The organism is Bradyrhizobium sp. USDA 223, from assembly GCF_044909005.1.
In the GTDB taxonomy this organism is placed as follows: domain Bacteria; phylum Pseudomonadota; class Alphaproteobacteria; order Rhizobiales; family Xanthobacteraceae; genus Bradyrhizobium; species Bradyrhizobium yuanmingense.
This window is the reverse complement of record NZ_JBIYDR010000001.1, coordinates 6568744-6582347: the sequence shown is the minus strand read 5'-3', so window position 1 is coordinate 6582347 and position 13604 is coordinate 6568744. Positions and strand designations below refer to the sequence as shown.

At 63.7% G+C, this 13604-nt stretch carries 13 protein-coding genes; 7 read left to right on the top strand and 6 right to left on the bottom strand.

The window, feature by feature from the left end; all coding sequences use genetic code 11:
* Positions 1-296: 296 nt before the first annotated feature.
* The 3 genes from mnmE to hemJ form a co-directional block, all read right to left on the bottom strand.
* The gene (mnmE, locus tag ABIA40_RS30705) at positions 297-1652 is read right to left on the bottom strand and encodes a tRNA uridine-5-carboxymethylaminomethyl(34) synthesis GTPase MnmE (protein ID WP_404544978.1); all 1356 of its coding nucleotides are present in this window, start codon (positions 1650-1652) and stop codon (positions 297-299) included.
* Between the two features lie 317 nt (positions 1653-1969).
* Entirely contained in the window at positions 1970-3235 is a 1266-nt protein-coding gene (gene rho / locus ABIA40_RS30700; RefSeq protein ID WP_008133567.1) for a transcription termination factor Rho, read from the bottom strand.
* 255 nt (positions 3236-3490) lie between these two features.
* The gene (hemJ, locus tag ABIA40_RS30695; RefSeq protein WP_157285159.1) at positions 3491-3925 is read right to left on the bottom strand and encodes a protoporphyrinogen oxidase HemJ; all 435 of its coding nucleotides are present in this window, start codon (positions 3923-3925) and stop codon (positions 3491-3493) included.
* Positions 3926-4386: 461 nt separating this feature from the next.
* Between hemJ and ABIA40_RS30690 the strand changes: the two genes are divergently transcribed.
* Genes ABIA40_RS30690 through dnaQ form a run of 4 tightly spaced genes read left to right on the top strand, consistent with a single transcriptional unit; the run spans position 4387 to position 7225 of the window.
* On the top strand, positions 4387-5232 hold the full coding sequence (locus ABIA40_RS30690; protein WP_036003121.1) for a pyruvate, water dikinase regulatory protein: 846 nt from the start codon (positions 4387-4389) through the stop codon (positions 5230-5232).
* Positions 5233-5241: 9 nt separating this feature from the next.
* Positions 5242-5850 carry a Maf family nucleotide pyrophosphatase gene (locus ABIA40_RS30685; protein WP_404544975.1) on the top strand — a complete coding sequence of 203 codons (609 nt, stop codon included), beginning with the start codon at positions 5242-5244 and terminating at the stop codon, positions 5848-5850.
* A gap of 23 nt (positions 5851-5873) precedes the next feature.
* On the top strand, positions 5874-6473 hold the full coding sequence (coaE, locus tag ABIA40_RS30680) for a dephospho-CoA kinase (RefSeq protein ID WP_036024292.1): 600 nt from the start codon (positions 5874-5876) through the stop codon (positions 6471-6473).
* A 29-nt stretch (positions 6474-6502) separates the two neighbouring features.
* Complete coding sequence (dnaQ, locus tag ABIA40_RS30675; RefSeq protein ID WP_404544972.1) at positions 6503-7225, top strand: DNA polymerase III subunit epsilon; 723 nt, start codon at positions 6503-6505, stop codon at positions 7223-7225.
* On the opposite strand, the gene secB is transcribed toward dnaQ, so the two are convergent.
* Positions 7216-7704 carry a protein-export chaperone SecB gene (gene secB / locus ABIA40_RS30670; protein ID WP_036003132.1) on the bottom strand — a complete coding sequence of 163 codons (489 nt, stop codon included), beginning with the start codon at positions 7702-7704 and terminating at the stop codon, positions 7216-7218. The two genes, dnaQ and secB, sit on opposite strands and share 10 nt — an antisense overlap.
* A gap of 397 nt (positions 7705-8101) precedes the next feature.
* On the opposite strand from secB, the gene ABIA40_RS30665 reads away from it, so the two are divergent.
* From ABIA40_RS30665 to ABIA40_RS30655, 3 genes are read left to right on the top strand one after another with little or no spacing between them, the layout of a single operon-like run.
* Complete coding sequence (locus ABIA40_RS30665) at positions 8102-8809, top strand: Tim44/TimA family putative adaptor protein (protein ID WP_036044972.1); 708 nt, start codon at positions 8102-8104, stop codon at positions 8807-8809.
* Complete coding sequence (locus ABIA40_RS30660; RefSeq protein WP_404544969.1) at positions 8787-10322, top strand: MltA domain-containing protein; 1536 nt, start codon at positions 8787-8789, stop codon at positions 10320-10322. The genes ABIA40_RS30665 and ABIA40_RS30660 overlap by 23 nt, the downstream gene beginning before the upstream one ends.
* Positions 10319-10909, top strand: coding sequence for a Smr/MutS family protein (locus ABIA40_RS30655; RefSeq protein WP_225127350.1), 591 nt, complete (start codon positions 10319-10321; stop codon positions 10907-10909). The genes ABIA40_RS30660 and ABIA40_RS30655 overlap by 4 nt, the downstream gene beginning before the upstream one ends.
* Before the next feature lie 212 nt (positions 10910-11121).
* On the opposite strand, the gene ABIA40_RS30650 is transcribed toward ABIA40_RS30655, so the two are convergent.
* Positions 11122-12246 (bottom strand): hypothetical protein, encoded by a 1125-nt coding sequence (locus ABIA40_RS30650; protein WP_404544966.1) that lies wholly within the window; start codon positions 12244-12246, stop codon positions 11122-11124.
* 28 nt (positions 12247-12274) lie between these two features.
* A complete protein-coding gene (hslU, locus tag ABIA40_RS30645) occupies positions 12275-13579 on the bottom strand; it encodes an ATP-dependent protease ATPase subunit HslU (RefSeq protein ID WP_036003145.1) in 1305 nt (434 codons plus the stop codon).
* Positions 13580-13604 lie beyond the last annotated feature (25 nt).

Genomic DNA, 13604 nt, shown 5'->3' with positions numbered 1-13604 from the left:
GCACACGAGCCCTATCACGTGCCCCTTGCCTGGTACCGGAGCTGCCAGTGGAACGCGGGGAACCGCATCATACGCCCTCATTGCGAGCGTAGCGAAGCAATCCAGAGTTTCGCGGCAGAAACAGTCTGGATTGCTTTTCGCAAGGCCTCCTCGCAATGACGCGATTCGAAGCACAGCCATCGCCTTCGCGCTCTCTCTGTAGATCGGAACGGCCGACCGACATGGCGGCCCCGGCGCTGTTTCACGTGAAACAGAAGAAATGGAACAAGCGCTAGTTCTACAATGAAGAACTAGCGCTACTTTCCGATGCAGAACTTCTGGAAGATGGCCCCAAGGACGTCCTCGACGTCTACCCGGCCCAAGAGCCGGCCCAAGGCATAGGCGGCCGTCCGCAGCTCTTCGGCCGCGAGCTCCTCACCGTGTTCTACAAGGTCCAGACTCCGGCGCAAGCTGTCTGAGGCCCGGCTCAATAACTCGCGCTGGCGGGCCCGGGTCACCATGGCGCCCTCGGTGGTTCCGAAGAACTCCGAAGCGAATTTCACCAGCGCCTCGACCAACTCAGGCATGCCGTCGCCCCGGCTTGCCGAAATCCCAAACTCGCTCGGCTTGGCTCTTCCGACCCCGCCGAGATCGATCTTGTTGCGCACGATCCAGACCGAGCCGCCGGGCGAAGCAGCACCGTCCGCCGATGTCCAGCGCGAGCGCATTGTATTCGGATCGACGGCTTGCCCGCCCTCCACCAGCCACAGCACCAGGTCGGCGTCCTCGGCGCGCGCGCGGGCGCGGCGCACGCCCTCCTGCTCGACCGGATCGTCGGTCTCGCGGATACCGGCGGTGTCGATGACCGTGACGGGATAACCGTCGAGATCGAGCTGCACCTCGATCACGTCGCGCGTGGTGCCGGCATGCGGCGAGACGATCGCGACCTCGCGGCGCGCGAGCTGGTTGATCAGCGTCGACTTGCCGACATTCGGCTCGCCGGCGATGGCAACGACAAGGCCCTCGCGCAGCCGTTCAGAATGCCCCTGCGCCGCAAGCACTTTCGTGATTTCGTCGTGAAGCGCTCTGATCGCTTTCACCGCCGGCGCCCGCAGCTCCGCCGGCACGTCGCCTTCATCGGAAAAATCGATGCCGGCCTCGATCAGCGCGGAGGCCTCGATGATGCGCTCGCGCCAGTCGCGCGCACGGTCGCCAAGCAGGCCCTGCAATTGGCGCAGCGCTTGGCGGCGCTGGCGGTCCGTGTCGGCGTGGATGAGATCGTCCAGGCCCTCGGCCTCGGTCAGGTCGAGCTTGCCATTCTCGAAGGCGCGGCGCGTGAACTCGCCGGGGTCGGCCGCACGCGTATTCGGAATATCGGAAATTGCAGCGAAGAGCGCCGCCAGCACCGCCCGGCCGCCATGAACGTGAAACTCGGCAACATCCTCGCCGGTGGCGCTGGCCGGTCCTGGAAACCAGAGCACGACCGCATCGTCGATCGGCTGGCCCGCGCCGTCCCGGAGCAGCCGACGGCTCGCCTGTCGCGGCGCCGGCAACCGGCCCGCTAGCGTAGTCAACGCTAAGCCGGCTTGCGCGCCGGAGACGCGGACCACGGCGATCGCGCTGGGCGCCCGCCCGGATGACAGCGCGAAAATGGTCTGGTCTCGCGGATGCATAGCCTATTTGTCCGGCTGCGGCCGAAAACGCAAACGTCCGTTTTTCGCGATCGAACCAACCGGATTTGCTGCACCAGATTCTGCAGCAAATCGATTTCGCATCGCAATATAACCGCAGCCTTTTGCTGCAGTTCGCCTGATCGGAAGAGGAGAGGCCGACCAGAATTTCAATGATTACTTTTTGATATCAACAGCTTAAGGAGAAACGGAGATCGGGATCGGGTAGCGGCTGCCGCTCATGCTGCACATTCGCTGCAGCAAAACCGCAGCAAAAAGGGGCGCCCGAAGGCGCCCTAGAATTCTTTGTTGCAGTGCACTCAGGTGTTCATGGAGTCGAAGAACTCCGAATTGCTCTTGGTCGAGCGCAGCTTGTCGAGCAGGAAGTCGATCGCGTCCATCGTCCCCATTGGATTGAGGATGCGGCGGAGCACGTACATCTTCTTGAGCACCTGCGGATCGGTGATGAGCTCCTCCTTGCGGGTGCCGGAGCGCGAGATATCGATTGCCGGGAAGGTGCGCTTGTCCGAGACCTTGCGGTCCAGGATCAGTTCGGAGTTACCGGTGCCCTTGAACTCTTCGAAGATGACTTCGTCCATGCGGCTGCCGGTATCGACCAGCGCGGTCGCGATGATGGTCAACGAGCCGCCCTCCTCAATGTTGCGGGCCGCGCCGAAGAAGCGCTTCGGACGCTGCAGCGCGTTGGCGTCGACACCGCCGGTCAGCACCTTGCCGGATGACGGCACCACGGTGTTGTAGGCGCGGCCGAGGCGCGTGATCGAATCGAGCAGGATCACGACGTCGCGGCCGTGCTCGACCAGGCGTTTTGCCTTCTCGATCACCATCTCGGCGACCTGAACGTGGCGCACCGCCGGCTCGTCGAAGGTCGAGGACACGACCTCGCCCTTCACCGAGCGCTGCATGTCCGTGACTTCTTCCGGACGCTCGTCGATCAAGAGCACGATCAAATAGCATTCGGGGTGATTGTGCGTGATCGAATGCGCGATGTTCTGCATCAGCACGGTTTTACCGGTGCGCGGCGGCGCCACGATCAAGGCGCGCTGGCCCTTGCCGATGGGCGCGACGATGTCGATCACGCGTGCCGACAGGTCTTTCCGCGTGGGATCGTCGATTTCCATGCGGAAACGCTGATTCGGAAACAGCGGCGTGAGGTTGTCGAAATTGACCTTGTGCTTGGCCTTTTCCGGATCCTCGAAATTGAGCGTGTTGACCTTCAGCAGCGCGAAGTAGCGCTCGCCCTCTTTCGGGCTGCGGATGTGGCCTTCGATGGTGTCGCCGGTGCGCAGGCCGAAACGGCGGATCTGCGAGGGCGACACGTAGATGTCGTCCGGGCCCGGCAGATAATTCGCGTCGGGCGAGCGGAGAAAGCCGAAGCCGTCGGAGAGAACTTCGACGACGCCCTGGCCGACAATATCGGTCTCGGCGAGCGCCAGCTGCTTGAGGATGGCGAACAGCAGCTCCTGCTTGCGCATGGTGCTGGCATTCTCGACCCCATTCTCCTCCGCGAACGAGACGAGCTCGGCCGGCGTTTTGGACTTGAGGTCTTCGAGTTTGATTTCCCGCATTGGGGTGGTCCTGTGGGGTAACCTGAAAAGAGGGGGTGCGAGGAGGCTCTGAAATGCGGACGCGAGCAGGTGCAGGTAAGGTCCGCAGGTCTGGCAAGGTGAACGCCGGTGAGGCTTCAATCCTGATGCGGGGTCCGGCCTCTGGAAGGCTCGGACACAACCACATCCGCCTGCGTTGGGTGGGATATCGATAATATAGAAAATCGCCTAGCGCTCCGCAAGCCGAAGCGCTGAGCGAATCGTCGCGCGGTCTGCCTAGAACGGCTTCACGATCACCATGATGACGATGAAAATCATCAGGACGGTCGGCACCTCGTTGATAATCCGATAGAATTTCTGGCTTCGCGGGCGGCGATCGGCGGCGAAATCCTTGACCCAGCGTGAAAAATAGCCGTGGACCGCCGAGAGCACCAGGACCAGTGCCAGTTTGACGTGCAGCCAGCCGAACGAGAACCAATGCCCGGACCAGGCGAGATAGAGCCCGGCGAGCCAGGTGATCATCATCGCGGGGTTGATGATTGCCTTGAGCAGCCGGCGTTCCATCACCTTGAACGTCTCCGACTGCTTCGAGCCGATTTCGGCCTCGCAGTGATAGACGAACAGCCGCGGCAGGTAGAGCATGCCGGCCATCCAGGAGATGACGGCGATCACGTGCAGCGCCTTGATCCAGAGATAGACGTCTTCGAACATTTTCGGGGGGCCCGGCTTGCTGCCCAGCGCGGGGAACGCTGGGGATAGTAAGAACCCGTTAAGTCTTACCCCGCACACATATCCCTCCGTAGCGCCTTCCTCAAATCTAGAATCTTAGATTCTTAAGGTTTGAGTCTATGTGACCGTGGATTGGACTCACACAATTCCGTCCGCGCGTTCACGCGCGCTTGTTCACATCCATCCACATATTCCGGACCGCCTTTGTCGACTTCCGATAAGTCAGCCGGCTTCAAAGGCTTGCGCGATTGTATCGGCAGCTTATCAAGGGACTTGTCCGCGCAATCCCGCTTCCCTCTCGGCGGGGCGTCGGATTTGTCCTGACCGGCAGCGGTGTGAAGAAAATCACGCCTTGTCCCGCCCCTGGTGTCGCGCATCCCTTTCCGAGAGGTTAAGCTCCACAGAAATCCACAAACCACCCCAACGAAATTCAAAGGGTTTTTGTGCCGACCTCGAACAATTATTTCCATCTCCACCTGGTCTCGGACTCCACGGGTGAGACGCTCATCACCGTGGCGCGCGCGGTCGCGGCCCAATACGCCAACGTGACGCCGGTCGAGCACGTCTATCCTTTGGTGCGCAGCCAGAAGCAGCTCGACCGCGTGCTCGACGAGATCGAGGAAGCGCCGGGGATCGTGCTGTTCACGCTGCTCGAGAAGGATCTGGTCGCCAGACTCGAGGACAAGTGCAAGCAGATCAATGTTCCGAGTCTGTCGATCATCGGCCCGGTGATGCAGCTGTTCGAGGCCTATCTGGGAGCAGCGACCACCGGCCGTGTCGGCGCCCAGCACGTGCTCAACGCGGAATATTTTAAGCGCATCGATGCCTTGAACTACACGATGATCCATGACGACGGTCAGCATGTCGAAGGTCTCGACGAGGCCGACGTGGTACTGGTCGGGGTGTCCCGGACATCGAAGACGCCGACATCGATCTATCTCGCCAATCGCGGCATTCGCACCGCCAACGTGCCGCTGGTGCCGGGCATTCCGGTGCCCCCGCAATTGGAGACGCTGACGCGGCCGCTGGTGGTTAGCCTGCACGCGACGCCGGAACGCCTGATTCAGATCCGGCAGAACCGCCTGCTGTCCATGGGCGCCGAGTCCAGCAGCGGCAGCGATACCTACACCGACAAGCAGTCGGTCACGGAGGAGGTCGCGTTCGCGCGCAAGCTGAGCGCCAAGCATGACTGGCCGCTGCTGGACGTCACGCGCCGCTCCATCGAGGAAACCGCGGCGGCGATCATGAAGCTGTATAGCGATCGCCAGCGCAACCGGCCGTCCGAGTAAGTGTCGCCGATGAGCCTGTGGCGCGGCAAAAGTCCGTTGATCCTGGCCTCGCAAAGCAGCGCGCGCAAAATGCTGCTGGCCAATGCCGGGCTCGACTTCGAAGCCGTCACCGCTGATATCGACGAGCGTGGCATCCAGGCCGCGTCAAAGCTCTCCAACCCGCGCGAGATCGCCCTGCTCTTGGCCCGCGAAAAGGCCAAGGCTGTTTCTGCCTGTTATCCCGGACATTATGTGATCGGCGCCGACCAGACGCTGGCGCTCGGGAGCCGTCTCTTCAACAAGCCGGCAGGCCGCACCCAGGCGCTGGCGCAATTGCGCGATCTCGCCGGTCAGACGCACGAGCTGAATTCCGCCGTCGCCGTGGCGCAGGATGGCAGGATTCTCTTCGAGGACATTTCCGTGGCGCGCATGACCATGCGGGGAATGAGCGAAGCCGAGCTTTCGGCCTATCTCGACGCCGCCGGCGACGCTGTGACCAGTAGCGTCGGCGCCTATCAGCTCGAGAGCCTCGGCATCCATCTGTTCGAGCGCATCGAGGGCGACCATTTCACCATTCTCGGCCTGCCGCTGTTGCCGCTGCTTGCGTATCTGCGCAGCGAGCAGCTAATTGCGGTGTAGATGCGAGAGAAGGCTGGGTGCTGATGCGAATTCTGGGACTGACCGGCTCGATCGGGATGGGCAAATCCACCACCGCGACATTGTTCGCGGAGGCAGGCGTCCCCGTCTACGACGCCGATGCCGCCGTGCATCAGCTCTATGAGGGTGAGGCCGCCCCCGCGATCGAGGCGGCCTTCCCCGGCACCACCGCGAATGGCAAGGTCGACCGGCAAAAGCTGTCGGCGCGTGTCGTGCACGATCCCGCCGCGATCAAGCAGCTCGAGCAGATCGTTCATCCCATGCTCGGCGCTTCCCGGCAGAAATTCTTTGCCGACGCCGAGGCCGCCAAGGCGCCGGTCGTGGTGCTGGACATCCCGCTGTTGTTCGAGACCGGCGGCGAGAAGCGGGTCGATGCCGTGGTCGTGGTCTCGACCTCGCCCGAGCTGCAGCGCCAGCGGGTGCTGGCGCGCGGCACGATGGACGAGGCCAAGCTCGATGCCATCATCGCCAAGCAGATGCCGGATGCCGAGAAGCGCAAGCGGGCCGATTTCGTGGTGGATACCTCACACGGACTTGACCCCGTGCGGGCCCAAATCGCGCACATCCTGGCCGAGGTCGTTAAGATGCCGCAGCGGCGGACCTGATTCGCCGCCTCACACGGCTTCCAAGAGACATGCGCGAAATCGTCCTCGACACCGAAACCACCGGCCTCGATCCGCTGCGCGGCGATCGGTTGGTCGAGATCGGCTGCGTCGAGATCTTCAATCGCATGCCGACCGGACAGACGTATCACGTCTACATCAACCCCGAGCGGGACATGCCGGCGGAAGCGTTTGCGGTGCACGGATTGTCGTCCGAGTTCCTGGCGACCAAGCCGTTGTTCCACGAGGTCGCCGACGACTTTCTGGCATTCATCGGCGACGCCCCGCTGGTGATCCACAACGCCTCGTTCGACATCGGCTTCATCAATGCCGAGCTCGACCGCATCAAGCGCGCTGCGATCCCGCGCGAGCGCCTGGTCGATACGCTGCTGCTGGCGCGTCGCAAGCATCCCGGCGTGTCCAACCGGCTCGACGATCTCTGCTCGCGCTATTCGATCGACAATTCACACCGTACCAAGCACGGCGCGCTGCTGGACGCCGAGCTGCTCGCCGAGGTCTATGTCGATCTGGTTGGAGCGCGGCAGTCGCAGCTGCTGCTGGCCTCGGACGCCGAGGAGATCAGGGTCAGTAGCACCGGCGATGCGCCGCGGCGGCAACGCCCGGTGCCGCTCGCGCCGCGGATTTCCGAAGCCGAGCGCGAGGCCCATCGGGCCTTCATCGCAACGCTCGGCGACAAGGCGATCTGGAACGAGTACCTGCCCGCTCCAGCCGCGCTGGTGGCGGCTCAGGCCTGACCGGCCTGTCCGCCCTGAGCGGCCATTTGCCGCTCCATGTTCTGGCGGTAGAGACCGACGAAGTCGACCGGATCCAGCATCAGCGGCGGGAACCCGCCATCGCGCACCGCCGTCGCAATGATCTCGCGTGCGAACGGGAACAACAGGCGCGGGCACTCGATCATGACCAGCGGGTGCAGGTTCTCCTTGGGCACGTTGACGATCCGGAACACGCCGGCATAGGCGAGTTCGAACGAGAACATCACTTTACCGGCGGTCTCGGCCTTGCCCTCGACCGACAACGTCACCTCGAATTCCTGTTCACTGAGATTGTTGGCGTTGACGTTGATCTGGATGTTGATCTGCGGCGGCTGGCTCTGCGGCTGCAGCGAGCTCGGCGCGTTGGGATTTTCGAACGAGAGGTCCTTGGTGTATTGCGCCAGCACGTTGAGCTGGGGAGCCTGGGCCGCCTCGGGAGGGGTACCGTTACCGTTGGTCATGAAAGTGTCTCCTTACCCGATTGGGGCTGAATTTCGCGGCGGTTGGCTAACATAGGGCCGGCTCGTTCCACAAGGACGAACGGTCCCGGACCAGGAATTCGGGCCGCAATCGCGCCTTTGACGTTCCTCCTGCCTTTTCCGCGAAATTTCGCCTTAAACGATTGAAGATGCGCCATTTCCGGGCAGGATCGGGTTTCCCCTTAAGCATAAAACGCGCTACACTTGGCGCTGTGCCAAAAGGCGCCATTGGCCGGGCCAGATTTCGTGCCTACATCCCACGGACCTGACGTGGACCCAAAATGGTGATGTAGACTTGCCGTTTCCGTAAGGAACGGTCTACTGGCCGGATTGATTTTCCCGGCAACGAGCCCTGCAAAGACCAGAAAGCGAATACGACGTGGACATCTACACCATCATATTCCTGGCGCTGGCCGTCTTCATCTTCTTGCGGCTGCGTAGCGTGCTGGGGCAGCGTACCGGCAACGAGCGGCCGCCGTTCGATCGCACCGCCGCCCGCAACGCGCTCGGAGGCGCCCAGGACAACAACGTCGTGACCATGCCGGGCAAGGTGATCGACCAGGCCCCGCTGGCGCCGACGGCCGAGCCGACCGCGCCGGCCGATCGCTGGAAGGGGCTGACCGAGCCGGGTACGCCGCTGGCGCAGGGTCTCGATGCCATCGTCGAGAAGGATTCCAGCTTCGACCCGCGCCATTTCCTCTCGGGTGCGCGCGGCGCCTACGAGATGATCGTGCTGGCTTTTGCCAATGGCGACCGCCGCGCGCTGCGCGATCTGTTGTCGTCGGACGTCTATGACAGCTTCGACGCCGCGATCAAGGAGCGCGAGAAGAACGAGCAGAAGACCGAGACGCGGTTCGTGTCGATCGACAAGGCCGAGCTCGTCGGCGCCGAGTTGCGCGATCGCAGTGCGCAGCTCACCGTGCGCTTCGTCTCGCAGATGATCTCGGCCACGCGCGACAAGGCCGGCAACATCGTCGACGGCAGCGCCGACACGGTCGCTGACATCACCGATATCTGGACTTTTGCCCGCGACACCTCCTCTCGCGATCCGAACTGGAAGCTGGTTGGCACCGGAAGCGCGAATTAAGATCTTCCTGAAGAACGGCGCGACGGCGCTTTGCGCAGCCGCCGTCGCGCTGTCGTCGTTTTCGCTCGGTGCCGAGGCGGCGCGGCGTCACCATCGCAGCCACTACCACCATCTGCCGCGAACGCCTGCCGCTCCGCCGCGGGCCTTGCCCTATCCGCAGCTCACCCTGCCGTTCGAAATTCCCGGCGCGCAATATCTGCCGCTGGCCTGGGCGGACGTGAAGGGATGGGGCGACGACAATCATCTCGCCGCGTACAAGACCTTCCGCGCCAGCTGCAAGCCGATCAATGCGCAGAACGGCGAAGCCAAGGCCGAGCCCAAAGCTTTGGGCACCTCGCTGGGCGAGCCCTGCCGGGTTGCCAAAACCCTCGAGCTTGTCGACGACGGCAAAGCGAAAGCATTCTTCGAGGAGAACTTCACGCCGCTGCGGATCTCGCGGCTCGGCGAGCCCGACGGATTCGTCACCGGCTATTACGAGCCGGTGCTGGAGGGATCGCGAACGCAGACCGATGTCTACAACGTGCCGGTCTATCGCCGTCCCTCGAACCTGTTCGTGCGCGGCTACAAGCAGGATGCGCTCAGCCTGCCCAACAAGGGCCCGGTCTATCGCAAGATCGGCCGCCGCAAGCTGGTGCCCTATTACGACCGCGGCGAGATCGAGGACGGCAAGATCGCCGGCCGGGGGCTGGAGATCGCCTGGCTGAAGGATCCGACCGATCTGTTGTTCGCGCAGATCCAGGGCTCGGCCCGCATCAAGTTCGACGACGGCAGCTCGGTTCGGCTTAATTACGACGCCTATAACGGCTATCCCTACACGGCGGTCGGTCGCATCCTGATCGAGCGCGGCATCATCCCGAGAGAGGAGATGTCGATGCAGAAGATCAGGGAGTGGATGGCGCAGAACCCCGACGGCGCCAAGGAGCTGCGCCGCGCGAATCGCGCCTACATCTTCTTCCGCGAGGTCAACCTCTCCGACAAGGAGGAGGCAGTCGGCGCGCAAGGCATTCCCTTGACCGCGGGGCGCTCGATCGCGGTCGACAAATCGCTGCATGTCTACGGCACACCGTTCTTCATCGAGGGCGAGCTGCCGATCGAAACCGAACGCGCCAAGACCCCGTTCCGCCGGCTGATGATCGCGCAGGATACCGGCTCTGCCATTATCGGGCCCGCACGCGCCGATCTGTTTTTCGGCGCCGGCGCGGATGCCGGCCGCGTCTCCGGCCGGCTGCGCCACCCCATGCAATTCGTGATACTGGTGCCGAAGAGCCTCGATCCCGCCCCACGCGCCGCAAAGCTGCCGATCCCGGACCCGAGGCCCGCCGAGAAGATCGCAAAGCTGTTTCCGCAGACCGATCCGGCAAAGACTGGCACGCCTGTCGCCGCGGCAACGCAAGGCAAGACCGAAACGATTGCGGTCGCCGGCCCCATTCCCCTGCCCGTGCCACGTCCCGCGATCGAGCCTGCCCCTGAGCCGCGCCGTCCGGCGAAGAATCGTCCCCATCGCCCGCAATGAAACGGCCGTCCCGTCCGCCCGTGCTGGAGCCTCGCCCCTCGCCGCGCCGTCGCGCGCTGAGCGAGGAGGAGCGCGAGCTGTGGGATCTCGTCGCAAAGCATGTCAAGCCGCTGCGAAAGCATCGCGCGGCCAAGGCGCATGCTACCCCGCGCGCCGAATCTTCGCCCGGGTCCCAGGTGACGAGGACTTCGCCACCGTCAAGGCCGGTTGCCGCTGCACCGGCGCCGCGCGTTGCAAAGCCGTCGATTCCGCCGCTAGCGCCGCTTGGCAAGCGCGAGCGGACCAAGCTGTCGCGCGGCCGCAGCGAGATCGAGGCGCGGCTCGACCTGCACGGCATGACCCAGATGCGCGCCCATCGCGCGCTGGCCGGCTTCCTGCACCGCGCCCATCAGGACGGCCTCACCTTCGTGCTCGTCATCACCGGCAAGGGACGCAGCGGCGGCGAAAGCGGCGTGCTCCGCCGCCAAGTGCCGGAATGGCTCAGCCTGCCGGAATTCCGCGCCTTCGTGGTCGGCTTCGAGGAAGCCGCGATCGGCCACGGCGGCGAGGGGGCGCTGTATGTGCGGATCAGGCGGGCGAGAGGGTAGCAGTCTCGGCGATGCGGCTTCCCTTGCCTCTCCCGCTTGCGGGAGAGGCCGACGCGCGAAGCGCGGCGGGTGAGGGTTTTCTCCTCTTGGGGAATCCCTCTGTGGAGACACCCTCTCCCCAACCCTCCCCCGCATCCGCCTTCGCCAAGGCTTCGGCGGACAAGAGCGGGGGAGGGAGCTCACCTTCTCTGAGGTTGCGACTGGGTCTACCTCTAAAACGGTCGGATAATTCCGACGCGTGGGATCAGCGTGAGGATCAAACCGAAAATGTTGGTCTTGCGATCCTCCGCCGGAATCGGCGCTGCTTCCTGCTTGGCCGGCAGCATCTTCACCGCGTGCAGGATCAGGAACATGCAGACCGCCCAGTTCGAGATCCAGCGTGAATAGTCGAACACCATAGCGAACATCACGAGATAGGCGACACTGATGCCGACCAGTGCTGCGATGACGAGCCGCTTGTGCAGATCGCTGGCGAGCGCGCCGATCAGGCTGGCAAAGAAGCGCCACAGCGGCGCGTGCAGCCAGATCAGAAGCGCGAACACGGGCACGCCGAGGATGTTGTGCGGCAGGCGGCCCCAGGTGTCGGCAACCTCCTTCGCCAGCGGCTGGTACCAGATATAGGCGAATTGCAAGAGGTCGATGCGCGCAGGATCGGCCATCCGGCTTTTGAGATAGGCGACGAAGTCCGCTTCGGGGACCGGCATCGTTCCCAGAAACTGCGCGGCGAAGAACAGCGCGGAGACAATGGCGAGAGCGACCCCGCCGAAGACAACATTGCTGCGGTCACAGCCGTAAGCAAGGTAATGCCGGATCACGACGATGGTGATGATCGTCGGCACATACATCAAGAGATGAATGTGATGGATCAGCACGAGAACGATCGAGAACAGCGCAGCCGTCGCCACGAAGACCAGCGAGCCGGCCGGCATCAGCAGCAGGATGATCGCCAGCGCGCAGCCGTAGATGTCGAAATGGCCGAGCGTGTGCATGAAGTTCTTCAGGAAGAACGGCGAGCCGGCGGTGAAGACGAACAGCGGCAGCGTTTTCGCGGAGAAGCCGAACGTGTTCTGGAAGAGCCTGGCATAAAGGCCCAGCGTTGCAAGCCACATCGCCCCGCCGAGCGCGAACACTGGCCATACCGGCACCTTGTCGGTGAACAGCGCGACGATTGCCCCGATCAGCGCGCGCTTGATGAAGCCGAAATGATAGTCGACCAGGAGGTGGATGTAGGGGACGTAGGGCGGCAGCTGGATCTTGTGAATGAGCACGCCAACGATGACCGCCGCGTTGATCGCGAGCAGGAGCCGCCAGGGATTTTGCAGGATGCGTACGGTCACGCCGCATCCATAGCGTGACCGCCCTGAATTACAAAATGAACCGGCTGAGATCCGCGTTCTTGGCGAGGTCGCCGATGTGCTTTTGCACGTAATCCGCATCGAGCCGAACGGTCTCGCCGTTGCGGTCGGGGGCGGTGAAGGAGATCTCGTCCAGCACCCGCTCCATCACGGTCTGCAGCCGCCGGGCGCCGATGTTCTCGACCGTCGAATTGACGGCAACCGCAATGTCGGCCAGCGCGTCGATGGCGCTGTCGGTGATGTCGAGTGTCACGCCTTCGGTCTGCATCAGGGCGACATATTGCTTGATCAGCGAGGCCTCGGGCTCGGTCAGGATGCGGCGCATGTCGTCGCGGGTCAGCGCCTGCAACTCGACGCGGATCGGAAGGCGGCCCTGCAATTCCGGCAAGAGGTCGGACGGCTTGGCGACGTGGAAGGCGCCCGACGCAATGAACAGGATGTGGTCGGTCTTGACCGCGCCGTGCTTGGTCGAGACCGTGGTGCCCTCGATCAGCGGCAGCAGATCGCGCTGCACGCCCTCGCGCGAGACGTCGCCGCCGACCCGGCCGTCGCGGGCGCAGATCTTGTCGATCTCGTCCAGGAACACGATGCCGTTGTTCTCGACCGCGCTGATCGCCTCCAGCGTCAGCTGCTCGGTGTCCAAGAGCTTGTCGGATTCCTCGTTGACGAGGATCTCGTGCGAGCTCTCCACCGTCAGCCGGCGCGTCTTGCTGCGGCCGCCGAGCTTGCCGAAGATGTCGCCGAGCGAGATCGCGCCCATCTGGGCGCCCGGCATGCCCGGGATCTCGAACATTGGCATGCCGCCGCCCGACGACTGCGTCTCGATCTCGATTTCCTTGTCGTTCAGTTCGCCGGCGCGCAGCTTCTTGCGGAAGGATTCGCGCGTCGCCGAGCTCGCATTGGCGCCGACCAGCGCATCGAGCACGCGCTCCTCGGCGGCAAGCTGGGCGCGCGCCTGCACGTCCTTGCGCTTGCGCTCGCGCACCTGCGCGATTGCGACCTCGACGAGATCGCGGATGATCTGCTCGACGTCGCGGCCGACATAACCGACCTCGGTGAATTTGGTCGCTTCCACCTTCAGGAACGGCGCATTTGCGAGCTTGGCGAGCCGCCGCGCGATTTCCGTCTTGCCGACGCCGGTGGGGCCGATCATCAGGATGTTCTTCGGCAGCACCTCCTCGCGCAAGGAGCCGGTGAGCTGCTGCCGGCGCCAGCGGTTGCGCAGCGCGATCGAGACGGCGCGCTTGGCGTCGCCCTGGCCGACGATGAAACGGTCGAGTTCGGAAACGATTTCGCGGGGGGAGAAGTCTGTCATGTCTGATTAGCTAGGGCTGGAGACG